General features: G+C 73.1%; 18 protein-coding genes. 11 read left to right on the forward strand and 7 right to left on the reverse strand.

The window, feature by feature from the left end; all coding sequences use genetic code 11:
- Nucleotides 1–4 precede the first annotated feature (4 nt).
- Nucleotides 5–1,579, forward strand: coding sequence for a phospholipid carrier-dependent glycosyltransferase (locus tag ACBI99_RS37450; protein ID WP_357586202.1), 1,575 nt, complete (start codon nucleotides 5–7; stop codon nucleotides 1,577–1,579).
- Here ACBI99_RS37450 and ACBI99_RS37455 read toward each other — a convergent pair.
- Entirely contained in the window at nucleotides 1,515–2,972 is a 1,458-nt protein-coding gene (locus tag ACBI99_RS37455) for a hypothetical protein (RefSeq protein WP_308125608.1), read from the reverse strand. The genes ACBI99_RS37450 and ACBI99_RS37455 overlap by 65 nt on opposite strands.
- A gap of 186 nt (nucleotides 2,973–3,158) precedes the next feature.
- On the opposite strand from ACBI99_RS37455, the gene ACBI99_RS37460 reads away from it, so the two are divergent.
- Complete coding sequence (locus tag ACBI99_RS37460; protein ID WP_219500291.1) at nucleotides 3,159–4,388, forward strand: glycosyltransferase; 1,230 nt, start codon at nucleotides 3,159–3,161, stop codon at nucleotides 4,386–4,388.
- 44 nt (nucleotides 4,389–4,432) lie between these two features.
- Nucleotides 4,433–6,214, forward strand: coding sequence for a methionine--tRNA ligase (gene metG / locus ACBI99_RS37465; RefSeq protein WP_357586204.1), 1,782 nt, complete (start codon nucleotides 4,433–4,435; stop codon nucleotides 6,212–6,214).
- Here metG and ACBI99_RS37470 read toward each other — a convergent pair.
- Nucleotides 6,174–7,376: an FAD-dependent monooxygenase gene (locus tag ACBI99_RS37470; RefSeq protein ID WP_375074649.1), complete on the reverse strand. Its 1,203-nt coding sequence runs from the start codon at nucleotides 7,374–7,376 to the stop codon at nucleotides 6,174–6,176. The two genes, metG and ACBI99_RS37470, sit on opposite strands and share 41 nt — an antisense overlap.
- Before the next feature lie 55 nt (nucleotides 7,377–7,431).
- On the reverse strand, nucleotides 7,432–10,521 hold the full coding sequence (locus ACBI99_RS37475) for a BTAD domain-containing putative transcriptional regulator (RefSeq protein WP_375074650.1): 3,090 nt from the start codon (nucleotides 10,519–10,521) through the stop codon (nucleotides 7,432–7,434).
- Between ACBI99_RS37475 and ACBI99_RS37480 the strand changes: the two genes are divergently transcribed.
- Nucleotides 10,520–11,395: a TatD family hydrolase gene (locus tag ACBI99_RS37480; protein ID WP_219500298.1), complete on the forward strand. Its 876-nt coding sequence runs from the start codon at nucleotides 10,520–10,522 to the stop codon at nucleotides 11,393–11,395. The two genes, ACBI99_RS37475 and ACBI99_RS37480, sit on opposite strands and share 2 nt — an antisense overlap.
- A gap of 80 nt (nucleotides 11,396–11,475) precedes the next feature.
- Nucleotides 11,476–12,417: a resuscitation-promoting factor gene (locus ACBI99_RS37485; RefSeq protein ID WP_219500301.1), complete on the forward strand. Its 942-nt coding sequence runs from the start codon at nucleotides 11,476–11,478 to the stop codon at nucleotides 12,415–12,417.
- On the opposite strand, the gene ACBI99_RS37490 is transcribed toward ACBI99_RS37485, so the two are convergent.
- Together ACBI99_RS37490 and ACBI99_RS37495 are read right to left on the reverse strand one after the other, a co-directional pair.
- Entirely contained in the window at nucleotides 12,403–13,584 is a 1,182-nt protein-coding gene (locus tag ACBI99_RS37490; protein ID WP_375074651.1) for a hypothetical protein, read from the reverse strand. The two genes, ACBI99_RS37485 and ACBI99_RS37490, sit on opposite strands and share 15 nt — an antisense overlap.
- Nucleotides 13,581–15,146: a serine/threonine-protein kinase gene (locus ACBI99_RS37495; RefSeq protein ID WP_219500306.1), complete on the reverse strand. Its 1,566-nt coding sequence runs from the start codon at nucleotides 15,144–15,146 to the stop codon at nucleotides 13,581–13,583. Before ACBI99_RS37495 ends, ACBI99_RS37490 begins: the two co-directional genes overlap by 4 nt.
- A gap of 90 nt (nucleotides 15,147–15,236) precedes the next feature.
- Here ACBI99_RS37495 and rsmA point away from each other — a divergent pair, with 90 nt between their 5' ends.
- Together rsmA and ACBI99_RS37505 are read left to right on the forward strand one after the other, a co-directional pair.
- On the forward strand, nucleotides 15,237–16,076 hold the full coding sequence (rsmA, locus tag ACBI99_RS37500; protein WP_219500392.1) for a 16S rRNA (adenine(1518)-N(6)/adenine(1519)-N(6))-dimethyltransferase RsmA: 840 nt from the start codon (nucleotides 15,237–15,239) through the stop codon (nucleotides 16,074–16,076).
- Between the two features lie 122 nt (nucleotides 16,077–16,198).
- Nucleotides 16,199–16,774, forward strand: coding sequence for an NlpC/P60 family protein (locus ACBI99_RS37505; RefSeq protein ID WP_357586210.1), 576 nt, complete (start codon nucleotides 16,199–16,201; stop codon nucleotides 16,772–16,774).
- Here the strand turns inward: ACBI99_RS37505 and ACBI99_RS37510 are convergent.
- Nucleotides 16,747–17,637 (reverse strand): arginase family protein, encoded by an 891-nt coding sequence (locus ACBI99_RS37510; protein ID WP_375074652.1) that lies wholly within the window; start codon nucleotides 17,635–17,637, stop codon nucleotides 16,747–16,749. The genes ACBI99_RS37505 and ACBI99_RS37510 overlap by 28 nt on opposite strands.
- A gap of 215 nt (nucleotides 17,638–17,852) precedes the next feature.
- Between ACBI99_RS37510 and ACBI99_RS37515 the strand changes: the two genes are divergently transcribed.
- On the forward strand, nucleotides 17,853–18,755 hold the full coding sequence (locus tag ACBI99_RS37515) for a 4-(cytidine 5'-diphospho)-2-C-methyl-D-erythritol kinase (RefSeq protein WP_219500313.1): 903 nt from the start codon (nucleotides 17,853–17,855) through the stop codon (nucleotides 18,753–18,755).
- Between the two features lie 467 nt (nucleotides 18,756–19,222).
- Nucleotides 19,223–21,049, forward strand: a complete 1,827-nt coding sequence (locus ACBI99_RS37520) for an ABC-F family ATP-binding cassette domain-containing protein (protein ID WP_375074653.1) — start codon at nucleotides 19,223–19,225, stop codon at nucleotides 21,047–21,049.
- Between the two features lie 176 nt (nucleotides 21,050–21,225).
- Here ACBI99_RS37520 and ACBI99_RS37525 read toward each other — a convergent pair whose 3' ends face one another.
- Nucleotides 21,226–21,726: a MarR family winged helix-turn-helix transcriptional regulator gene (locus ACBI99_RS37525; RefSeq protein WP_219500316.1), complete on the reverse strand. Its 501-nt coding sequence runs from the start codon at nucleotides 21,724–21,726 to the stop codon at nucleotides 21,226–21,228.
- Nucleotides 21,727–21,781: 55 nt separating this feature from the next.
- On the opposite strand from ACBI99_RS37525, the gene ACBI99_RS37530 reads away from it, so the two are divergent.
- Complete coding sequence (locus tag ACBI99_RS37530) at nucleotides 21,782–22,549, forward strand: trans-aconitate 2-methyltransferase (RefSeq protein WP_357586216.1); 768 nt, start codon at nucleotides 21,782–21,784, stop codon at nucleotides 22,547–22,549.
- On the forward strand, nucleotides 22,546–22,893 hold the full coding sequence (locus tag ACBI99_RS37535) for a glyoxalase (RefSeq protein ID WP_219500318.1): 348 nt from the start codon (nucleotides 22,546–22,548) through the stop codon (nucleotides 22,891–22,893). The genes ACBI99_RS37530 and ACBI99_RS37535 overlap by 4 nt, the downstream gene beginning before the upstream one ends.
- The last annotated feature ends 16 nt before the right edge of the window (nucleotides 22,894–22,909 follow it).

Raw genomic sequence — 22,909 nt, forward strand, 5'->3', positions numbered from 1 at the left:
GATCGTGAAGAACTGGGGGGTTTCGCGGCAGCGCCTGGTCCCGCCGATGCAGGAGGGCCCGCTGTGGGGCTGGCTGGGCCCGGTCCTCGTGGCGGTCTTCGGCGGGATCCTCCGCTTCTTCCGGCTCGGCGAGCCGCACGCGGTCGTCTTCGACGAGACGTACTACATCAAGGACGCGTACGCGCTGCTCAAGTACGGGGCGGAGCGCGCGATGCTGGGCACAGCCAAGGACCCCGTCGCCGACGAGCGGCTGATCACCGGCAACCTGGACATCTTCAAGCAGTGCGCCGACGCCCACGAGTGCGCCCTCTACGTGGCCCACCCGCCGCTCGGCAAGTGGATGATCGCGGTGGGCGAATGGCTGTTCGGCATGACGCCGTTCGGCTGGCGGTTCGCGGCGGCGCTGGTGGGGACGCTGTCGATCCTGATCCTGGCGCGGGTGGCGCGGCGGATGACCCGCTCGACGCTGCTGGGCTGCTTCGCCGGTCTGCTGCTCGCCTTGGACGGGCTGCACTTCGTGCTCTCGCGTACCGCGCTGCTCGACATCTTCCTGATGTTCTGGGTGCTCGCCGCCTTCGCCTGCCTGGTGGTCGACCGCGACCGGGCCAGGGAGAGGCTCGTCGGCTGGTACGAGGGCGGTCCGGGGCCGTCGCTCGGCTGGCGGCCCTGGCGCGTCGCCGCCGGGGTGTGCCTGGGCGCGGCGTGCGCGGTGAAGTGGTCGGGGATCTTCTTCCTGATCGCCTTCGCCGTCATGTCCCTCCTGTGGGACCTGGGCGCCCGCCGCGCCGTCGGCATGCGGCAGCCGTACCGGGAGACCCTCGCGCTCGACGGGCCCCGCTGGCTGGCCGCGCTCGCCGCCGTGCCCGCGATCACGTACGTGCTGTCGTGGACGACCTGGTTCGTCACCGACAACGGCTGGGGGCGCAACTGGGAGCAGGCCACGTCGTCCGGGCCGCTGTTCTTCGTCGTCGACTCGGCCCGGTCGTGGCTGGAGTACCAGTTCCAGGTGCTCGGCTACCACACCGGGCTGACCGACTATCACCCGTACATGTCCGAGCCGTGGACGTGGCCGCTGCTGTTCAGGCCGGTGTCGTTCCACTACCCGACCGGCATCCCGCCGTCCGCGTGCGGCTCCGACGCCTGCTCGCAGGCCGTGCTCGGCGTCGGCACCCCCGCCCTCTGGTACGGCTCCGCGCTGGCGCTGCTCGGCCTCATCGCCTGGTACGTCTCCAGCCGCGACTGGCGGGCCGGGGCCGTGCTGCTGGCCTACGCGGCGGGCTGGCTGCCCTGGTTCTACTACGCGCTGGCGCAGAACCGGACGATGTACCTGTTCTACATGATCCCGCTGGTGCCGTTCATGGTCCTGGCGGTCACCCTCGTCGCCGGGCTCGCGCTCGGCAGGGCGGACGCCGCCCCGGCGCGGCGGGCGGCCGGGGCCGCGGCCGTGGGGGCGTTCGCGCTCATCGTCCTGATCAACTTCGGCTGGCTCTATCCGGTGCTGTCGGCCGAGACGATCACGCAGGCGGAGTGGTGGTCGCGGATGCTCGTCGACTCCTGGGTGAAGACGGCGCCCAAGTGACGCCCCGCCGCAGCGTGATCGCCGCCGCGATGCAGGCCAGCGGCACGGCGGGCAGGACGTAGCGGTAGTCGAACTCGGCCGTCGCCGCCGGAGCCAGCAGCAGCCCGAACGCGCCCAGCCACGGCAGCACCACCGGCCCGCCCAGCGTCCGCCAGCGCACCGCGATGCCGTAGAGGCCGATCAGCATGATCCCGGCGAGCATGATGCCGCGCAGGTAGAACACCTTCTGGTAGCCGCTCATGATGTCGGCCCAGGGCGAGACGATCTTGGTCTCGGGCGGCCCCTGCTCGTAGGCGAACGCGTCGGTGTGGGTCCAGCCCTGGTAGGACGGCCAGTTGGGCAGCCGCTTGGGATTGCCGGTGCTGTCGAGCTCGTAGTAGGGCTTGAACTCGTACATGTTGTAGGTCGCGGCGTCGGGGAAGACCGGCCGGCCCCAGTGGAAGGAGCGCAGGAAGTCGCGCGCCACCACGCCCAGGTAGTCGCCGGGCTGCGACATGATCGCCCGCATGGCGAACGCGCTGGCCGCCTCGTTGGTGACGTCGGTGAACTTCTTGCCGGTGCCCCAGCGGTGCAGCACCTCGCCGGTGCCCTCGCCGTCGCCGCTGCCCTGGCCCCACAGATACCACTGCGCGTAGTCCTTGCGTTCGTGCACCGGGTCGTTGATGCACAGCAGGACGAGCTCGACCTCCTTGTAGGGGTCGATGTTCATCTTGTCGCAGTCGGCGAAGATCGCGGTGCGCATGTAGAGGATGAGGCCGTCGCTGTTGGTCATCGCGAATTTGCCGAAACTTGCCGCGAACCACCCCATGTAGGCGGCGACCGGCACCGCGCAGGCCGTCACCACGGCCGCGACCGGCTTCCACCCGGTCCGCTTGACCAGCAGGTAGAGCACGACGAGCGCGAGGATCGGCAGCCCGATCGAGCGCGTCAGCCAGGTCAGCGCCAGCAGCAGCCCGACGACCGCGCCGACCTTCCACGACATGCGCCGGTTCCACAGGACGAGCGTGATCACGCCCACGACCAGCAGCGTGAACATGGAGTCCGACATGATCAGCTGTTCGAGCTGGATCTGGTAGGCGTCGAACAGCACCGGCGCGGCGGCCAGCGTCGCCCCCCACTTCGGCAGCGCGAACTTGCGCCGCAGCAGCGCGTAGATCAGCGCCGCCGTGGCCAGGCCCATCAGGTGCTGGGTCAGCGTCACCAGCGTGAAGCTGTGGAACGGCTTGAGCAGCAGCAGCCAGAACCCGTAGCCGTCGGGCCGGATCGGGTGCGGCCGGGGGTGCAGCGCCACCGACACGTACTCGTAGGAGTCGTTGAACCACATCGCCGGGCCGTAGCCGAGCATGGTGATCAGCCGCAGCACCGCACCCGCGGCGAACGCTGCGGCGAACACCCGATGACGGCCCAGGAAAGCCCGCGCACGAGCCGTCCGGCCTGGGGCGGAGTGGTCCACAGGGGTAATCTCCGCGACGCTCACCATGCTGTAAAGAATGCCAGTCGTTTCGGTGACTTGCCCCGACCATGGACGGGCACACGGCATGATGGTGTGCTGGAAGAGCCTTAACTGAAGGGTTGAGACGTGGAACTGACGGTGGTCATGCCCTGCCTCAACGAGGCGGAGACCGTGGAAGTCTGTGTGCGCAAGGCACTGGCGTGCATGGAGGAGCACGGCATCGAGGGCGAGGTCCTGATCGCCGACAACGGCAGCACGGACGGCTCGCAGCAGCTCGCCCGTGACGCCGGCGCCCGCGTCGTCCACGTGGACGAGAAGGGCTACGGCAACGCCCTGATGGGTGGCATCCGCGCCGCGCGCGGCCGCTACGTGATCATGGGCGACGCCGACGACTCCTACGACTTCACCTCGTTGCTCCCGTTCGTCGAGCAGTTGCGCGACGGCGCCGACCTCGTGATGGGCAACCGGTTCAAGGGAGGCATCGCCCCGGGCGCGATGCCGCCGCTGCATCGCTACCTGGGCAACCCGGTGCTCTCGTTCATCGGCCGGCTGTTCTTCCCGTCGGCGATCGGCGACTTCCACTGCGGGCTGCGCGGCTTCCGCCGCGACTCCATCCTCAAGCTGCACCTGCAGACCGGGGGCATGGAGTTCGCCAGCGAGATGGTGGTGCGCTCGACGCTGTCGGGGCTCGACGTGCGCGAGGTGCCGACCACGCTCTCGCCCGACGGCCGCTCCCGCCCGCCCCACCTGCGCTCCTGGCGCGACGGCTGGCGTCACCTGCGCTTCCTGCTGCTCTACAGCCCCAAGTGGCTGTTCTTCTACCCGGGCATCCTGCTCATGGTGCTGGGGCTGGTCGCGGGCACCGCGCTGACGTTCGGGCCGGTCGAGATCGGCGAGCTGGCCTTCGACGTCGACACGCTGGTCGGCGCGTCGGCCGCGGTGGTGATCGGCTTCCAGGCGGCCCTGTTCGCGCTGTTCACCAAGGTCTACGCGGCCGAGGAGGGCTTCCTGCCTGAGTCGTCCCGGGTGCGCAGGCTCATCGACATCGTCAGCCTGGAGAAGGGCCTGATCGTCGGCGGCCTGCTGGCCCTGGCCGGTCTGGTCGGCCTGGTGGCCTCGCTGGTCCACTGGCAGGTGCGCGACTTCGGCGAGCTCGACCCGCGCGAGTCGCTGCGCCTGGTCGTGCCGTCGGCGACGGCGCTCATCATGAGCTTCCAGACGATCTTCGCCTCGCTGTTCATCAGCATCCTCGGCATCCGCCGCACCCGCGAGTCGTCCATCGACGTCGCCGCGAAGGCCGCCGAAGAGGCCGCCGAGGCCGTCACACGTGAGGAAACTTCGGCAACCTCGCGCTAGCAATTCGTTCGAGGCGCGCGGCGTCGGCCCGTAGGCTTGGACCCATGTCCCAGCACATTCTGACCGCCGTCGCGTGGCCGTACGCTAACGGCCCCCGCCACATCGGGCACGTCTCCGGGTTCGGCGTGCCGTCCGACATCTTCAGCCGCTACCAGCGGATGGCGGGCAACAAGGTGCTGATGGTCTCCGGCACCGACGAGCACGGCACCCCGATCCAGGTGCAGGCCGACAAGGAAGGCGTCACGGCCAGGGAGCTGGCCGACCGCTACAACCGCGTCATCGCCGAGGACCTGACCGGGCTGGGGCTGTCCTACGACCTGTTCACCCGCACGACGACGAAGAACCACTATGCCGTCACGCAGCAGATCTTCAAGGGTCTCTACGACAACGGCTACATCTTCCCCAAGACCACGATGGGCGCCATCTCCCCGTCGACCGGGCGCACCCTGCCCGACCGCTACATCGAGGGCACCTGCCCCATCTGCGGCTACGACGGCGCGCGCGGCGACCAGTGCGACAACTGCGGCAACCAGCTCGACCCGATCGACCTGATCAACCCGGTCAGCCGCATCAACGGCGAGACCCCGGTCTTCGCCGAGACCGAGCACTTCATGCTCGACCTGCCCGCCTTCGCCGAGGTGCTCGGCACCTACCTGCAGTCCAAGCAGGGCGAGTGGCGGCCCAACGTGCTCAAGTTCGCCCTCAACCTGCTCGGCGACCTGCAGCCGCGGGCGATCAGCCGCGACCTCGACTGGGGCGTGCCCATCCCGCTCGACGGCTGGCGCGACCAGCCCAACAAGCGGCTGTACGTGTGGTTCGACGCGGTCATCGGCTACCTGTCGGCCTCCATCGAGTGGGCCAGGCGCTCCGGCGACCCCGACGCCTGGCGCCAGTGGTGGCAGAACCCCGACGCGCGCGGCTACTACTTCATGGGCAAGGACAACATCGTCTTCCACGCCGAGATCTGGCCGGCGATGCTGTTCGGCTACAGCGGCATCGGCGCCCGCGACGGCCGCCCGGGCGAGCTCGGCAAGCTCGACGTGCCGTCCGAGGTGGTCTCCAGCGAGTTCCTGACGATGGAGGGCAGGAAGTTCTCCTCCTCCCGCCAGGTCGTCATCTACGTGCGCGACTTCCTGGCCCGCTACGACGCCGACGCGCTGCGCTACTACATCGCCGTGGCCGGGCCCGAGAACCAGGACACCGACTTCACCTGGCAGGAGTTCGTCAACCGCAACAACGGCGAGCTGGTCGCCGCGTGGGGCAACCTGGTCAACCGGTCGATCTCCATGGCGTCGAAGAACTTCGGCGTGGTGCCCGAGGCCGGCGACCTGACCGACGCCGACCGGGCGCTGCTGGAGCGCTCGCGCGGCGCGTTCGCCCCGGTGGGCGCCGAGCTGGGCCGCTCCCGGTTCAAGAACGCCATCACCGAGGCGCTCGACGTGGTCCGCGAGGCCAACAAATACCTGGCCGAGCAGGAGCCGTGGAAGCTCAAGGACGACCCGGAGCGGCAGAAGTCGATCCTGCACGTCGCCCTCCAGGTGGTCGACGACGCCAAGACGATGCTGACGCCGTTCCTGCCGAGCTCGTCCAACAAGGTCCACGCCATGCTGGGCGGCCAGGGCGTCTGGTCCGGCATGCCGGAGATCCGCGAGGTCGACGAGGACGGCGGCCAGTCCTACCCGATCATCACCGGCGACTACGACGGCGCCGCCCGCTGGGAGCACCGGCCGATCAAGCCGGGCACCCCGCTCGCGCCGCCGGTGCCGCTGTTCAAGAAGCTCGACCCTAAGGTCGTGGACGAGGAGCTCGCGCGGCTGGGCGAGTGACGCCGTAGTCGGGCAGGGAGACGGCCTCGGCCGTCTTCCGCACCGACCTGGCGATCGCCTTCTTCCACGGCATGTAGGGCAGCAGCTTGTAGTTCTGGTTGACCAGCCAGGCCATGAGCTTGCTGTCGGGCACCATGAACTTGCTGACGCCCTCGCCGGACTTCTGGCAGGCGGTGGCGTAGCCGCGCATGACCTGCTCATAGCGGGCGAACGCGGCCCGGTGGTCGGCCCCGGCCGCGGCGATCTCGCCCGCCAGCACGTACGCGCCGACGACGGCCAGCCCGGTGCCCATGCCCGACAGCGGCGACGGGCACCAGGCGGCGTCGCCGAGCAGCGCCACCCGACCCCGTGACCAGCGGTCCAGCTTGACCTGGCTCGCGGAGTCGAAGTAGAAGTCGGGCGCCCCGTCCATCGCGGCCAGCAGCCGGGGCGTCTCCCAGCCGACGCCGGCGTAGGAGTCGGCCAGCAGCCGCCGTTGCGCGGCCACGTCCCGCCGGTCATGCTCCAGCGGCTGCGAGGCGAACCAGAACATGGCCTTGGCCTCGGCGTTGTGCCTGGCGCTGTAGACGCCGACCGTCCGGCCGGGCACGTTGTAGGCCAGGCCGCTGTGGTCGAGCCCCAGGTAGTTGTCCAGGGTGAACACCGCGCAGTAGAGGCCCAGGTGGTGGACGAGGCTCCGCTCCGGGCCGAACGTCAGCGCCCGCACGTTGGAGTGCAGGCCGTCGGCTCCGATCACCAGGTCGAACCGCCGCGCCGCGCCGCTCTCGAACGTCACCTCCCCGGCCTTGGAGATCGAGGTGATGGAGTCGCCGAACACGTACTCGGTGTCGTCCCTGGTCGCCTCGTGCAGGATCGCGGCCAGGTCGCCGCGCAGGATCTCCACGTCCCCGGCGAACAGGTCCTCGGGCATGCGGGTCAGCTTCCTGCCCGCCTCGTTGACGTTCCAGGTGGCGCCCATCCGGGTCCGTTCGCGTTCGACGGCGTCGAGCAGGCCCATCCGGCGCAGCACCGTCAGGTGCGCCTCGCCCCGGAAGTCGACGGCGTAGCCGCCCGCGCGCAGGGCGGGCGCGCGTTCGACGATCGTGGCGCGGTGGCCGTGGCGGGTGAGCCAGAAGGCGAGGGCGGGGCCGGCGACGCTCGCGCCGGAGATCAGGATGTCCATGCGGCCGAGCCTGCCCGGCGGCGCTCACCGGCCGCTCACCGGTGAGTCACCGGCCTCAGCGGCTGGTCGAGCGCAGGGGTGAGGCCGCCACGGCCTCCGGGGCGACCCCGGCGAGCAGGCACGCCTCGGCGATGCCCAGGCCCGCGCCCTCGCCCCTGACGCGCGCGTACTCAGGCTCGCCGAGCAGGTCGCGCACGGCCGCGGCGGCGCGCGTCACCTCGGGGTCGGCGGACTCGGCGCCGCGGACCCCGGCCGCGACCCCCAGCAGTCTCGCGGCCCGCCCGGCGTCCGGGACGGTGGCGTACGTCTCCAGCACGGCCAGCGCCTCGATCGGCCGGGCGCACTCGGGGATCGCCCCCACCGTCAGCGACACCTCCACGGCCTGCACGAACGCGGCCCTGGCCGCCGCGAGGTCGCCCTCGGCCCGCGCGAGCCTGCCCATGCCCACCAGCAGCCGCGCCCTGCTGCCCGAGCTCTTGAGCCACTGCGGGTCGGCCAGCCGCACCGCCTGCTCGTAGAGGCCGCGCGCCCCGGCCAGGTCGCCCTCCTGGTAGGCGGCGTCGCCGAGCCCGCGCAGCGCCGTGCCGACGTACGTGGGCAGCCCGACCCGCCGCGCCACCTCGGCGGCCCGCTCGTAGTCGGCCCTGGCGCCGGCAAGGTCGTGGCGGATGCGGTAGTCGCCCCGGTTGCACAGCAGGTCGGCCAGGTCCTCGGCGGCCCCCAGCCGTTCGGCCAGCGCCACCGCCTCCTCGACGCGGGCCAGCGCCGTGGCGTCGTCGCCGCGCACGCTCGCCATCCAGGCGAGCGCGTCGAGCACCAGCGCCGCCCCCCACCGGTCGCCCAGCGCACGGAAGCCGGCCAGCGCCGCGTCCAGCCCGCGCTCGGCCGCGCCGAAGTCGGCCTCCGCCATCTGCGGGTAGGCCCACACCAGCCCGGAGACGGCCCGCTCCCACGGGTCGGGGCTGGCGGCGGCCTGCCGGATCACCTGGATCGTGACCTGCGGGTGGTCGCCCCCGGCGGTGACCATCGGCCACAGGAACGCCAGCAACGGCCGGCGCCGCCCCCGCTCGCCGCGGGCCACCAGCGTCTCGGCCGCCCGGGTCCACGGCTCGCGGACGGCCGGGGTGAGGCCGCCGCTCACCGCCGTCAGCAGGCACAGCACGTAGTCGTCGCCCAGCTCGGGGTCGGGCACGTCACCGGCGGCCTCCAGCAGCGCGAGCGCCGGCCCGGCGGCGGCGCTCCGCATGCCGCGCATCCACAGATAGGACGACATCGCCCCCAGCAGATGCATCCCGGTCGCCACCTCGCCCGCCTCGACGGCCCAGCCCAGGGCCGCCATCAGGTTGTCGTGCTCGGCGGCCAGCCGCTCCAGCCGGTCGAGCTGCCCCTCGCGCCGCAGGTGGGCGTCGGACTCCTCGGCCAGGGCCAGGAAGTGCTCCGCGTGCGCGCGGCGTACGGCGGGCTCCTCTGCGGCGAGGTGTTCGGCGCAGAAGGCGCGGATGGTCTCCAGCATCCGGTAGCGGCCGCCGGAGACCTCCACGAACGACTTGTCCGCCAGCGAGTCGAGCAGCTCCTCCGCCCCCGGCAGCGCGCACACCCGGGTCGCCGCCGAGGCCGTCGCCCCGCCGGGGAAGACCGTCAGCCGGCGGGCCATCGCCTGCTCGCCGGCGGTGAGCAGGTCCCAGCTCCAGGCGACCACGGCACGCAGCGTCCGGTGGCGGGCGTCGGCGGTGCGGCTGCCCCGCGACAGCAGGCGGAACCGGTCGTCGTGGGCGAGCCGCCCGGCGAGCTCCGCGGGCTCGTGCGTACGGGTGCGGGCCGCGGCCAGCTCGATCGCCAGCGGCAGCCCGTCCAGCGTGGCGCAGATCCGCGCCACCGCCTCACCGGCCGCGAACCCCGGCCGGACCGCCGACGCCCGATCGGCGAACAGCCTGACGGCGTCGTCCGGGGCGAGGGGGCGCACCGGCCACAGGTGCTCGCCCGTGACGTTCAGCGGCTCGCGGCTGGTGGCCAGCACCCGCAGGCCGGGACAGGCCGCCAGCAGCCGCTCGGCCAGCGCGGCGGCCTCGCCGACCAGGTGCTCGCAGTTGTCGAGCACGAGCAGTAACGCCCGCTCGCCGATCACCTGGACCAGGCGGGTCTCGTCGGCGGCGCCGCCCGGCCGCACCGGGCCGAGCAGCCCGTTCTCGCGGACGCCGAGCGCGGCGAGCACCGTGCGCGGGATCGCGCCGCCGCCCGCCACCGGGGCCAGCGCCGCCAGGCACACGTCCCCGTACGGCCGGGCGACCTCCACCGCCAGCCGGGTCTTGCCCGCGCCTCCCGGGCCGAGCAGCGTCACCAGCCTCGCCCCGCCGAGCAGCGACCGCACCGCCGCGACGTCACGCTCGCGCCCGACGAAGCTGGTCAGCGGGGCGGGCAGGGCAGGCCCGGCGGGCGCGGGCTCGCCGTGGAGCAGCGACCGGTGCAGGCCGGTCAGGGCGGGCGACGGGTCGGCGCCGAGCTCGTCGGCCAGCACCCGCCGGGCCCGCTCGAACGCCACCAGCGCCTCGGCCTGCCTGCCCTCGGCCTGGAGGGCGCGCATGAGCTGCCCGCGCAGCCGCTCGCGCAGCGGGTGGCGGTCGATCAGCTCGCCCAGCTCCGGGATCACCTCACGCGCGCGGCCCCGCAGCAGGTCGGCCTCGATCCGGTCCTCCAGCGCCTCCAGACGGCGCTCCTCCAGCGCCGCGCCGAACGCGGGATCGAGGTCGGCCACGGCCGGCCCGCGCCAGAGCGCCAGCGCCTCCCGCAGCAGCCTCGCCGACAGCCCTGGATCGCCCGGCAGGGCGTCACGCCCCTCGGCGGCCAGGCGCAGGAAGCGGTGGGCGTCCACGTCGTCGGGGGCGACGGCCAGCAGGTAGCCGGCGGCCGACAGCTCCACCGCCACGCCGTCGCGCCGCAGCCTCGACACCTGCGACTGCAGCGCGTGCCGCACGTCGCCCGGCGGGCGGTCCCCGTACAGGACGTCGATCAGCCGCTCGCGCGGCACGACCTGGCCCGGGGTGAGCAGCAGGCAGGCCAGCAGCGCGCGCCGGGCCGGGCCGCCGAGCGCCACCTCGGAGCCGTCCGCGCGCCACGCGCGGGTGCTGCCGAGGATGCCGAAACGCATGGAAGCTACCTTAGGAGGCGTGAGCAAGATTCCCGCCGCCCCGGAGCCGCTGTCCGCGCAGGTGTTCGACAGCCACTGCCACCTCGACATCATGGTGGGCGACCGGCAGGCGTCGTCCGGCGACCCCGTGGCGCTGGCCGCGCAGGCCGCCGAGGCGAGCGTGCGGAGCATCCTCGACGACGCCCGCGCCGTGGGCGTCACCCGGCTGGTGACGATCGGCTACGACCTGCCGTCGTCGCGGTGGAACGCCGAGGTGGCCGCCGCGCACGAGGGCGTCTACGCCGGGGTCGCGGTGCACCCGAACGAGGCCCACGACGCGACTCCCGAGGTGCTGGCCGAGATCGAGGCGCTGGCCGGGCGGCCCGAGGTGCGGGCCGTGGGGGAGACCGGGCTCGACTACTACCGCGACTGGGCGTCCAAGGAGGATCAGCACGCGAGCTTCCGCGCGCACGTCGAGATCGCCAGGCGCACCGGCAAGGCGCTGGTCATCCACGACCGCGAGGCGCACGACGACGTGCTGAAGGTGCTCGCGGAGGCAGGGCCGCCGCCGGTGGTGGTGTTCCACAGCTTCTCCGGCGACGCCGACATGGCCAAGAAATGCGCCGACGCCGGATATTTCATGTCCTTCTCCGGGCCGGTCACGTACAAGAACGCCGGCTACCTGCGCGAGGCCGCGCAGGTAGCGCCCGCCGAGCTGATGCTCGTCGAGACCGACGCCCCCTACCTGCCGCCGGTCCCGCACCGGGGCAAGCCCAACGCGCCCTACCTCATCCCGATCACGCTGCGCTGCCTCGCCGAGGTCAAGGGCGTCCATCCTGACGCGCTGTGCGAGACCATCAGCGCCAACGGAATCACGGTCTTCGGCGAGTGGTAGCCATGATTCGGTGAAGCCGCGGCGGCGGAGGTTCCGCCGTCACTACCGTCGGGCGCCGGAAGCTCAACCGGAGGTCGCCCGTGCGAGGAAAGCGGCGTGCCCCGCGTCCCAAGATCCCCTGGCGCTCGCCGTGGACGCCTGTGGTGTGCCTGGCGGGCGTGGTGACCGTGACCGCCATCGCGGTCATCGGCAGCCTGGCCAAGGACGTGGTGCTGGTGGTCGACGGCGAGCCGAGGGCCGTGCGGAGCTTCGCCTCCTCGGTCCTCGAACTGCTCGGCGACCAGGGAGTCAAGCTCGGCAGGGACGACGTCGTACGTCCCGCCGCCCATGCGCAGGTCATCGACGGCGCCCGCATCGAGATCCGGCGCGCCAGGCCGATCACGCTGACGGTCGACGGCCGCACCACGCGGCGGGTCGTCACCGCCACCACCGTGCGCGGCGCGCTGGCCGAACTCGACATCCCGGCCGGCCGCCTGTCGGCGCCGCGCCACCGCCACGTGCCGCTGACCGGCATGTCGCTGACCGTCTACACCAAGCGCACCGTGTACGTGTTCGCCAACGGCAGCACCCGCCAGACCCGCACCACCGCCAGGACCGTGCGCGAAGCGCTCCGGCAGAGCGGGATCCCGCTCCAGCCAGGCCAGCAGGTGCGGCCCGCCGCGCACACGTTCCCGGCGGAGGGCACCGTGATCACCGTGCTGCCGCCGCGCACCGTGCCCGTCGGGCTGGAGGTCATGCGGCTCAACTGGGCGGCGCTGGCCCACTGCGAGTCACGCGGCAACCCCAAGGCCGTCAACCTGCACGGGCCCTACTACGGGCTCTACCAGTTCAGCCTGCCGATGTGGCAGCTCGTCGGCGGCACCGGCATGCCGCACGCCTGGCCCGCCGAGGAGCAGACGTACCGGGCGCAACTGCTCTACCAGAAGGTCGCCGGCAAGTGGGAGGGCCAGTGGCCGAACTGCGGGGCGCACCTGTTCGGCACGCCTGCCGTCTCGTCGGCCAGCGCCTCAACCGGCCAGTGAGACGCCGAAGTCGGCCCCCTTCCGAGGCTGGACCGCGCGCAGGCCGTCGGCGTTGCGCGCGGCGACCGACACCGAGCCGTACGGGGCCGCGTCCGGCCGGCCCGCGTACAGCTTGTTGCCGCTGAAGGCCAGCGCCCAGCCGGTCAGCCCGCCGGCCGGCGCGAACCGCCGGTCGTCGGCGCCGTCGGCGGCGTCGACCACGCGCACCTCGCCGCCGTACGGGGCGCCGATCGCCAGCCTGCCGTCGTCCGAGGCGGCCAGCGCGAACCCGAACGCCTCCCCGCCGCCCTGCCGCACCTGGACCTTCGGGGCCAGCTTCTCGTCGTAGAGCTGCACGTACCCCGCCCCCGGAGCCCCCACGGCCGGCCCGGCGCCATCCACCCACGCCACCGCGTAGCCGTAGCGGTCACCCGAGGCGCCGGTGGGGGAGTCGAGCTTGACCGTGGACAGCCGCGCCGCCAGCGCGTCCGCGACGACCACCACCGAGCCCGAGTCGACCTTGCCCTCGGCCACCTGCCGGCCCGCGCCGTCGTCGTTCTCGTACGGCACGCCGACCACCAGGCCGTTGCCCGGCCCCATCGCCAGCGACCAGCCGAACTGATCACCCACCTCGCTGTTGCCCCGCACGTCCACCGACTGCTGGCTGATCCGGCGCAGCGCTCCGGCGCCCTTGCGGACGTAGACGGCGCCCGCGTCGGCGAGCGTCCCGTCGTCCTCGTACGGCGCGCCGATCGCCACCAGGTCGTCCCGGGCCGCCAGCGACCAGCCGAGCCGCGCGCCGCGCTGCGGCCCTTGCGCCACCAGCCGCTGTGGCGCCGCCGCCCCGCCGCCGCGAATCACGTACGCGGCGCCCGCGTCGGCACTGCCCGCCACATCCGTGTAAGGGGCGCCCACGACCAGGTCGGCGCAGGCGTCGCCGTCGACCTTGGCCAGCGCCACCGACCAGCCGAACCCGTCGCCCTCCGCCAGCCCCGGCACCTCGACCGGGACGACCTTGTCGCCCGAGATCACGTACGCGGCGCCGCGCCGGTCGTCCGCGAACGGGTCGCCCACCGCCACGTCGTCCACCCCGTCGCCGTCGAAGTCGGCGGCCCCGCCGCACGCCGACCCGGTCGCCTGGACGGACAGCGGGCTCAGCGCCAGCAAGAGAACCAGCAGGATCTTCACAGCCTGACCTCGATCTGGTCGCCGTCCTTGAGCATCGTCGCCGACAGCGCCACCGGCTTGCGGTAGAGCGGCAGGTCGAACACGAACACGCCGTCGATCCGGTCACCCGGCCCGAGCGCCGCCACCGGCGGCCCGCCCTCCAGCGGGCCGTGGCTGCCGCCCTGGTCGTCGCGGAGCGTCACGGCCGGGTCGCCGAGCTCGCGTGACGTGCCGCCGGGGTTCAGCACGGTCCAGCGCAGCACGCAGAGCTGGCCCTGCGTCTGCGTCCGGCCGTCGTACTCCTTGAGGCCGCACTCGGGCGCGCTCGGCACGATCAGCATCGGGTCGTCGAACCCCGCGCCCAGCGTGAACCGGCGGCCCACGTCCCCGGCGGGCTGCCCGGCGGCCACCGGCGACGCGCTCGCCCCCGGGACGCCCCCGTCGCGGCCGGAGGTCGCGATCAGCACCGCGCCGGTGACGGCGATGGCCAGCAGGGCCGCCGCGCCGGCGATCAGCCACCGCGTGCCGCGAGGCCGCTGGTGCCCGGGGTCGGTGGCGCTGTCGGGAGGCGGCAGCGTGTGGTGGGCGGCTTCCTTCTTCGGAGGGTCGGGCGCGGCGGGCCGTACGGCGGTCGTGTCGCCGGGCGGGGGCGTCGTGAAGGTGGCCGTGATGTCCGGTTCGTCCACCACGTTCTGCGGCGCCCGCCAGTCGCTCAGCACCTCGGTCGCGACCAGTGTGGGCGGGTTCGCCGACGTCGGCGCGGCCCCTCCGACCAGGGCGAGCACCAGCTCCTGCGCCGTGGGACGCTGCGTGGGCTCCATGTCGGTCGCGCGCCGTACCAGCTCGTCCAGCGGCGCGGGCAGCACCCCCAGGTCCGGCTGCAGGTGCAGGACCCGGGTGGCGAGCGTGATCGGGTCGCCCCGCCCGAACGGATGCCGCCCGTTGCCCGCGTACGCGACCAGGCACCCCCACGCGAAGATGTCCGCCGCCGGGGTCACGCTCTGCCCGCGCACCTGCTCCGGCGCCCACCACCCCGGGCTGCCCAGCAGCTCACCGGAGAGCGTGAACCCGGTCTCCCGGTCGAGCGCCCGCGCGATCCCGAAGTCGATCACCCGGGGCCCCGACAGCGACAGGATGACGTTCGCCGGCTTGAGGTCGCGGTGCACCAGCTCGGCGACGTGGATCGCGGCCAGCGCCGCCGCCACGCCCAGCGCCACGCCGTGCAGCGGCCCGGGGTCCAGGGCGCCGTACGTGGCGATCTGGTCGGAGAGCGGGGTGCCGGCGATGTACTCGGTCACCATGTACGGCCTGCCGTCGCCGGTGTCGCCGTTGTCCAGCACCTGGGCCGTGCAGAACGACGCGACGCGACGCGCGTTGTCGACCTCCGCGTGGAACCGGGCCGCGAACCCCTCCTGGTTGGCGAACTCGGCCTTGACCACCTTGACGGCCACGAACCGCCCCGTCGGCGCCCGGGCGAGGAACACGGTCCCCATGCCGCCTTCGCCGAGCCGCCCGAGCAGCCGGTACGGTCCGATCTCCCGCAGATCCGTGGGGCGAAGCGGGGCGGCGCCCGTTGGCTCCATGAGGGACGTCCCTTCCTGTTCCACCCATCCTCCCCTCACCGGCCCCCGTTCGCCATCGCAGGTTCTTCGATGCGGGAGACTGTATGGATGATGAGGCTGCTGGGCCCCGCAGAAATACGTATTTTGGCGAACAAGCTAGATCTGCGGCCCACCAAAAAGCTAGGCCAGAACTTCGTGATCGACGCGGGGACCGTCCGGCGGATCGTCCGCGTGGCCGAGGTGACGGCCGACGACGTGGTCATCGAGGTGGGTCCCGGCCTCGGCTCCCTCACGCTCGCGCTGCTGCCCGAGGCCCGTCACGTGGTGGCCGTCGAGATCGACCCGGTCCTGGCCGGGCAGCTTCCGCTCACCGTCGCCGAACGCGACCTCTCGGACAAGCTCACCGTCGTGGGCGCCGACGCCATGAAGATCACCGAAGCCGACCTCGCCGGACACGCCCCGACCGCGCTGGTCGCCAACCTGCCCTACAACGTGGCCGTCCCGGTGGTGCTCCACCTGCTGGAGGTGCTGCCCTCGCTGCGCAAGGGGCTGGTCATGGTGCAACTGGAGGTCGCCGACCGGCTCGCCGCCGCGCCGGGCTCCAAGGTGTACGGGGTGCCGTCGGTCAAGGCGGCCTGGTACGCCGACGTGCGGCGGGCCGGGCCGGTGGGGCGCTCGGTGTTCTGGCCGGTGCCGAACGTGGATTCCGGCCTGGTCTCCCTCACGCGCCGCGAACCGCCGTCCACCACGGCGTCGCGGGAAGAGGTGTTCGCGGTGATCGACGCGGCCTTCGCCCAGCGCCGCAAGACGCTCCGCGCGGCCCTGGCCGGCTGGGCGGGCAGCCCGCCGCAGGCGGAGGCGGCGCTGCGCGCGGCAGGCGTGGACCCTTCGGCCCGGGGCGAACAGCTCGACGTCGAGGCGTTCGCCCGGATCGCCGAGCACCGTCCTTAGCCTCCGTCCACAGCCTCCAGGCGTCGTGCGCCGAGTTGTCCACAGAACCTGGTTCGGGTCGATGACGCCCGGGTTCACCGGACGATCCTGGGGCCTCCCGTTTCAACGACAGGAGGCCGACCATGACCGTCCACCAGACCATCCCCGCCGCTGTGTCCGGAGCTGCCCTCACCGCCGCGCTCGCCCTCCCCATGTCTCCGGCAGCGGCGTCCGCGCCGGGAGACCCGTGCCCCGCGTCCGCCGCCGTCGCCTGCGCGGTCATCCGCCTGAAACCCGGCGCCCCCACCACCAAGGGCGCCGTCGCCGCGGCCGCCGCCCTGGCCCGGCTCGGCACCCCCTTCTCCTGGGGCGGCGGCTCCCCGTCCGGCCCCACCCGGGGCATCGGCAGAGGCGCGTCCACGGTCGGCTTCGACTGCAGCGGCCTGACTCTGTATTCCTGGGCCCGCGCGGGCGTCCGGCTCGGCCACTACACGGGCGCCCAGTTCCGCCAGGGCCGCCGCGTCCCGCTGACGGCCCTGCGCCAGGGTGACCTGGTCTTCTTCGGCGGCGGCTCCGGCGACCCCACCCACGTGGGCCTCTACGTACGCGGCGGCGTCATGGTGCACGCCCCGAAGACCGGCGACGTGGTCAGGACGACCCGCTTCCTCGACAACCCCTACTTCCGCGCCACCTACCGGGGCGCCGTCCGCCCGGGCTGACCCGCCCCCCGCCCGGCGCAGGTCTCGACCAGCGCCTTCACCAGGGGCGCCAGCAGCTCCCGGTCCTCCTCCCGCGCGGGCTCGTACTCGGTGATCCCCAGCCCGGCCACCGGGTGCCGCTCCGCGAGCGCCCGCACCATGCCCAGCAGCTCCTCGGGCAGCAACCCGCCGGGCACCGGCGCCCCGACGCTCCCGAACACCCCCGGTTCCAGCACATCGAGGTCCACATGCACGTACACCACCTTGCCCGCCGCCCCGTCCCCTCCGCTGCCCGCCCCGACGCCTTCCCCGCCGTCCTGCCCGCCGTCCGCCCGGCCGGCTGCCTCGACGGCGTCGAGCAGCGCACCCACGTCGGCCCCCCGCACGTGCCCCACGCCTGCCGCCCGGACGAACTCCGCCTCCCCGGCGTCCAGATCCCGCACCCCCGCGAGCACGATCCGCCCCGGGTCCAGCGGTGGCGCCGCCACGAGCCCCACCGGCCCCTCCCCGGTGAGCGCCCGCAGCACCATCCCGTGATACGTCCCCGACGGCGACGAATCAGGAGTGTTCAGGTCACCGTGCGCGTCGAACCACACCACCACCAGCCGCTCGCCGTACTCCCGCAGCGCCGCCTCGACCGGCGCCAGCTCCACCCCGCAATCACCCCCCACGACCACCACCAGCCCGGATCCCTCCGCCGAGGCGAGGGCCGTCCGCACCCGCCCGGCGGTCACGGCCAGATCGTCGTCCACCACGTCCACCCGCACCCGCGTGCCGGCCGGGACCATCCCGGCCAGCAACCGCGCCCCCTCACGCAGCCGTTCCGCCGTCGGCGCCCCGGACCCCCGCCACTGCGGCACCTCGACAACGGTCACTTCACCCATGACCCCCACCCCTCCCACAAACATCGCGAACCGCCCCATCATCCCGCCCAGCGCCAGCCGCCACACCCCCCGCCCGCGCGGGCGAGGCCGCACCCTCGACCTGCGAGGACGCCCTTCCACAGCCCCCGAATCCCGGACGACGCCTTCCCACGCCCCCGGTCCCGCTACCATCGAGTGTCCTCGCCCCGTCGGCAGTGAAAGTGGCGGCAGAATCCATGAGTTCGGTGACCGTACGGGTGCCCGCCAAGGTCAACGTGCAGCTTTCCGTCGGCCCGCTCCGGGATGACGGCTACCACGACCTCGTCAACGTCTTCCACGCCGTCTCGATCTTCGACGAGGTGGTGGCCAGCGAGTCGGAGACCATCGGCGTCTCGGTGACCGGCGAATGGGCCGACCGGGTCCCGGTCGACGACAGCAACCTCGCCGTCCGCGCCGCCCGCGCCCTCGCCAAGCACGCGGGCCGCACCTACGGCGTCGACCTCGTCATCCGCAAGGCCATCCCGGTGGCGGGCGGCATGGCGGGCGGCAGCGCCGACGCGGCCGGGGCGCTGCTGGCCTGCAACGAGCTGTGGGGCCTCGGCCTGCCGCGCGAAGACCTCATGGAGATCGGCGCCGACCTGGGCAGCGACGTGCCGTTCGCCCTCATGGGCGGCACCGCCGTCGGCACCGGCCGGGGCGAACGCCTCGCCCCGCTCACCACCCGCGGCGCCTTCCACTGGGCCTTCGCGATCGCCGACGGCGGCCTGTCGACCCCCACGGTCTACGCCGAGTGCGACCGCCTCCGCGCCGCCACGTCGTCGAAGATCCCCTGGCCGGAGGTCGACCCCGACCTCATGGAGGCCCTGCGCACCGGCGACCCGCACGGCCTCGCCCTCCACCTCGCCAACGACCTCCAGCCCGCCGCCCTGGCGCTGCGCCCCTCCCTGGCCGCCACCCTGGCCGCGGGCCGCGCCGCCGGCGCCCTGGCCGCCCTGGTCTCCGGCTCCGGCCCCACCTGCGCCTTCCTCGCCGCCGACGCCGCCCACGCAACCCGCCTGGCCCAAGCCCTGGCCCAGACCGAAGGCACCTACACCGCCATCCCCACCTCCGGCCCCGCCCCCGGCGCCACCCTCCTCTAACCCCCAGCCGAAACCCCCGCCCGCCCGCCCGGGCCGCACGTTGAGGCCGCGCGTTGGGGCTGCGCGGCTGGCCTGCCCGCTCGGCCTCCCCGCTCGGCCTGCCCGTTCTGGCTGCACGTGGGGACCGGCGGGGCGATCACCCGACGGCGTACGGTCGTGCGAGTGTGCGACTGCACGAGCGTGTGGGCGCACAGGCGCACAGGCGTACGGGTGCATGGGTGTGCGGGCGTGGGGTGTACTCGCGCGGGCCTCGGGGCCTCGGGGCCTCCGGGCCTCCGGGCCTCCGGGTGTGCGGGGGCGTGGGCGCGCGGGGGTGTCTGGTGTTGCGGTTCGGCGGGCCCGGGCCCGGGGGCGGGGGCGTTCACGTCGGGGCAGGCGTATGTGCGGGGCTGAAGGCGGATGCGGTGGGTCGTCGGCCCACTGGGGGGAGTTTCGTGCTCTCCGTGAGCCGATACGCTTGGAGAACGATGAACCTGGTCAATCTCGAGTCAGTCTCCCACGCCTACGGGCCCAAGCCGCTGCTCAGCGACGTCTCCCTCGGGGTCGAGATGGGTGAGCGCATCGGTGTCGTGGGCCGCAACGGCGGTGGCAAGACCACGCTGCTGAGCGTGATCGCCGGAGACGTCCGGCCCGACAGCGGGCGCGTGACGCACACGCGGGGCCTGCGCGTCGGCTTCCTGTCGCAGCAGGACCTGCTCGACCCGTCACACAGCGTGCGCGAGACCGTGCTGGGCGAGCTGGCCGAGCACGAGTGGGCGGGCGACCAGCGGGTCCGCGAGATCCTCGGCAACCTGATCGGCGACCTCGACCTCGACGCCAAGGCGGGCGACCTGTCGGGCGGCGAGCGCAGGCGTACGGCGCTGGCCCGGCTGCTGATCGGCGAGCATGACCTGATCATGCTGGACGAGCCGACCAACCACCTCGACATCGAGGCGATCGCCTGGCTGGCCGCCCATCTGGCGGGCCGGAAGGGCGCGCTGGTGGTGGTCACGCACGACCGCTGGTTCCTCGACGCGGTGTCCACCCGTACGTGGGAGGTCGTCGACGGCCGGGTGGAGCGCTACGAGGGCGGATATGCCGCGTACGTGCTGGCCAAGGCCGAGCGGGCGCGCATCGCCCAGGCCGCCGAGGAGCGCCGCCAGAACCTCATGCGCAAGGAGATCGCCTGGCTGCGTCGTGGCCCGCCCGCGCGTACGTCCAAGCCGAAGTTCCGGATCGAGGCGGCGCAGGCGCTGATCGCGAACGAGCCGCCGCCGCGCGAGACCGTCGAGCTGATGCGCTTCGCCGCCGCGCGTCTCGGCAAGACCGTGTACGACCTCGAGGACGTCACGCTGCACGCCGGCGGTCCCGGCGCGGGCCCGCTGGTGCTCGATGACTGCACCTGGCAGTTCGGCCCCGGCGACCGCATCGGCCTGATCGGCGTCAACGGGTCCGGCAAGTCGTCGGTGCTGCGCCTGCTCGCCGACACGATCAAGCCCGACTCGGGACGGGTGGTGCGCGGCAAGACCGTACGCCTCGCGCACCTGTCGCAGGAGCTCGCCGAGCTCGACCCCACGCGGCGGGTCCTGGAGACGGTCGAGTCGGTGCGCAAGTACATCCAGGTCGGCAAGAAGGAGTGGACGGCCTCCCAGCTGCTCGAACGCCTCGGGTTCAAGGGCGAGGCGCAGTGGAAGGTCGTCGGCGACCTGTCCGGTGGCGAGCGCAGGCGGCTGCAGTTGCTGCGCCTGCTCATGGACGACCCGAACGTGCTGCTGCTCGACGAGCCGACCAACGACCTCGACATCGAGACGCTGAACGAGCTGGAGGACCTGCTCGACGCCTGGCCCGGCACGCTGATCCTGGTCACGCACGACCGCTACTTCCTGGAGCGGGTCACCGACCGGTGCGTGGCGCTGCTCGGCGACGGCCGGCTGTCGTTCCTGCCGGGCGGGGTGGACGAATACCTCGAACGCCGCGCCGCCGGCACCGCCGTGACGGCTCGCGTCGCCGGCACCCCCGCCGGGCAGCCCGCCGCCCAGTCGGCCAACTCGGCGGCCCAGCCCGCGCCTCCGACCGGCGAGGTCTCCGGCCTCTCGGCCAAGGAGGAGCGCGAGCTGCGCAAGGAGCTCAACCGCCTCGAACGGCAGCTCGACAAGCTCAGCGGCCAGGAGGCCAAGCTGCATGCCGCGATGGCCGACGCGGCCAGCGACTACGCCAAGCTCGGCTCCCTCGACGCCCAGCTCCGTGACCTGCACGCCCAGAAGGAGACCGTCGAGGCGGAGTGGCTCGAACTCGCCGACCGCCTGGGCGACTGACACCGCCGACCCCACCCCGGGTGCACTCCGTACGCGGGCATCAAAGGTGACCGGGGTTCGGGGGTGCGACAGGGCCTTTCGGGCGCGTGGGTGGCCTGCCCCCTGGGCATTCCGTGCCGGGTGGCCTGTGCGGGCCGCCCCCGTGTGAGGGAAGGGGCGTGGAGATCAGCCGGGGGTCAGCTGTCGAAGGGCGCGAGGAGGGTGCGGAGGAGGGCGGCGAGGGTTCGCTGGTCGTCCGGGGCGAGGGAGGACAGGAGCTCGTGCTCGCGCCGCAGCAGGTCGGAGAAGGCGGCGTCGACGCGGGCGAGCCCGGTGTCGGTGAGGGAGACGAGGACGCCGCGCCGGTCCTCGGGGTCGGGGCGGCGGCGGACGAGGCCGGCCTGGGCGAGGCGGTCGATGCGGTTGGTCATGGTGCCGGAGGTGACGAGGGTGGCGCGCAGGAGGGCGCCGGGGCTGAGCTCGTACGGCTTGCCGGCGCGCCGGAGGGCGGTGAGCACGTCGAACTCCCAGGGTTCGAGGTCGTGTTCGCCGAAGGCGGCCCGCCGGGCCCGGTCGAGGTGCTTGGCCAGCCTGGACACCCGCGAGAGCACCTGGAGCGGTTCGACGTCGAGGTCGGGGCGTTCGGCCCGCCACGCCGCGACGAGCCTGTCGACCTCGTCCTGCGCATCGTGCGTCATGGCATGAGTGTACTGTCTTGACATCGAGATACATATCTCGATACCAATTATCTTCATGTCAAGAGATATGTGGGACCCGGCCACGTACGACAGGTACGCCGACGAGCGGTCGCGGCCGTTCTTCGAGCTCCTCGCCCGGGTACGGGCCGACAGCCCCGATTATGTCGTGGACGCGGGCTGCGGCACCGGCGAACTGACCACGGAGCTGGCCCGCCGCTGGCCGGAGGCGACGGTGGACGGCTTCGACTCCTCCCCGAACATGATCACCAGAGCCCGCTCGATCGACGGCGCCACGCCGAGCTTCGCCGTCGCCGACGTGACCACCTGGCACCCCGACCGCCCCGTGGACGTGCTGGTCAGCAACGCCGTCCTCCAGTGGGTCCCCGAGCACCGCGACCTGATCGAACGCTGGGTCGAGGCGCTGAGCCCCGGCGGCTGGCTGGCCTTCCAGGTCCCCGGCAACCATCGCGCCCCCAGCCACGCGGCCATCCGCGAGCTGTGCGCGTCGCGGGAATGGTCGGACCGGCTCGGCGACCTCGACAGGGGCGACCCGGTCGGCACGCCGGTGGACTACGCGGACCTGCTGAGCGGCTGCCGGGTGGACGCCTGGGAGACCACGTACGTGCACATCCTCCAGGGCGAGAGGCCGGTGCTCGACTGGGTGTCCGGCACCGCGCTGCGCCCGGTTCTCGACCGGCTGCGCCCGGACGAGGCCGAGCGGTTCACCGCCGAGCTGGCCGGGCTGCTCGCCGACGCCTATCCCGCGAGGGAGTACGGCACCCCGTTCCCGTTCCGCCGGATTTTCGTGGTGGCTCAGAAATGATCACAGCGCTGCACCATGTCCAGCTCGCCGCGCCGGCGGGCAGCGAGCCCGAGCTGCGGGCGTTCTACGCGGGCGTGCTCGGGCTCACGGAGGTGCCCAAGCCGCCGGAGCTGGCCAGGCGGGGCGGCGCCTGGTTCCGGGGCGACGGCGTGGAGGTGCACCTCGGCATCGAGGAGGACTTCAGGCCGGCCCGCAAGGCGCATCCGGCGTTCCTGGTGTCGGACCTGGACGCGCTGGTGGCCAGGCTGCCCGACGCGGTGCCGGACGAGCTGTTCCCCGGCTACCGGCGCGTGTACGTGTCGGACCCGGTGGGCAACAGGATCGAGCTGCTTCAGCCCGTGTGATGTTCGTCCCGGGGTG

The organism is Nonomuraea sp. ATR24, assembly GCF_041950485.1.
Classification (GTDB): Bacteria; Actinomycetota; Actinomycetes; order Streptosporangiales; family Streptosporangiaceae; genus Nonomuraea; species Nonomuraea ceibae.

Excerpts from the sequence above, each read along its gene's own strand:
- metG (WP_357586204.1), top strand. The coding sequence starts at position 4,433 with ATGTCCCAGCACATTCTGACCGCCGTCGCGTGGCCGTACGCTAACGGC.
- ACBI99_RS37470 (WP_375074649.1), bottom strand. The coding sequence starts at position 7,376 with ATGGACATCCTGATCTCCGGCGCGAGCGTCGCCGGCCCCGCCCTCGCC.
- ACBI99_RS37480 (WP_219500298.1), top strand. The coding sequence starts at position 10,520 with ATGGAAGCTACCTTAGGAGGCGTGAGCAAGATTCCCGCCGCCCCGGAG.
- ACBI99_RS37475 (WP_375074650.1), bottom strand. The coding sequence starts at position 10,521 with ATGCGTTTCGGCATCCTCGGCAGCACCCGCGCGTGGCGCGCGGACGGC.
- ACBI99_RS37495 (WP_219500306.1), bottom strand. The coding sequence starts at position 15,146 with ATGGAGCCAACGGGCGCCGCCCCGCTTCGCCCCACGGATCTGCGGGAG.
- rsmA (WP_219500392.1), top strand. The coding sequence starts at position 15,237 with ATGAGGCTGCTGGGCCCCGCAGAAATACGTATTTTGGCGAACAAGCTA.
- ACBI99_RS37505 (WP_357586210.1), top strand. The coding sequence starts at position 16,199 with ATGACCGTCCACCAGACCATCCCCGCCGCTGTGTCCGGAGCTGCCCTC.
- ACBI99_RS37510 (WP_375074652.1), bottom strand. The coding sequence starts at position 17,637 with ATGGGTGAAGTGACCGTTGTCGAGGTGCCGCAGTGGCGGGGGTCCGGG.
- ACBI99_RS37515 (WP_219500313.1), top strand. The coding sequence starts at position 17,853 with ATGAGTTCGGTGACCGTACGGGTGCCCGCCAAGGTCAACGTGCAGCTT.
- ACBI99_RS37520 (WP_375074653.1), top strand. The coding sequence starts at position 19,223 with ATGAACCTGGTCAATCTCGAGTCAGTCTCCCACGCCTACGGGCCCAAG.
- ACBI99_RS37525 (WP_219500316.1), bottom strand. The coding sequence starts at position 21,726 with ATGACGCACGATGCGCAGGACGAGGTCGACAGGCTCGTCGCGGCGTGG.
- ACBI99_RS37530 (WP_357586216.1), top strand. The coding sequence starts at position 21,782 with ATGTCAAGAGATATGTGGGACCCGGCCACGTACGACAGGTACGCCGAC.
- ACBI99_RS37535 (WP_219500318.1), top strand. The coding sequence starts at position 22,546 with ATGATCACAGCGCTGCACCATGTCCAGCTCGCCGCGCCGGCGGGCAGC.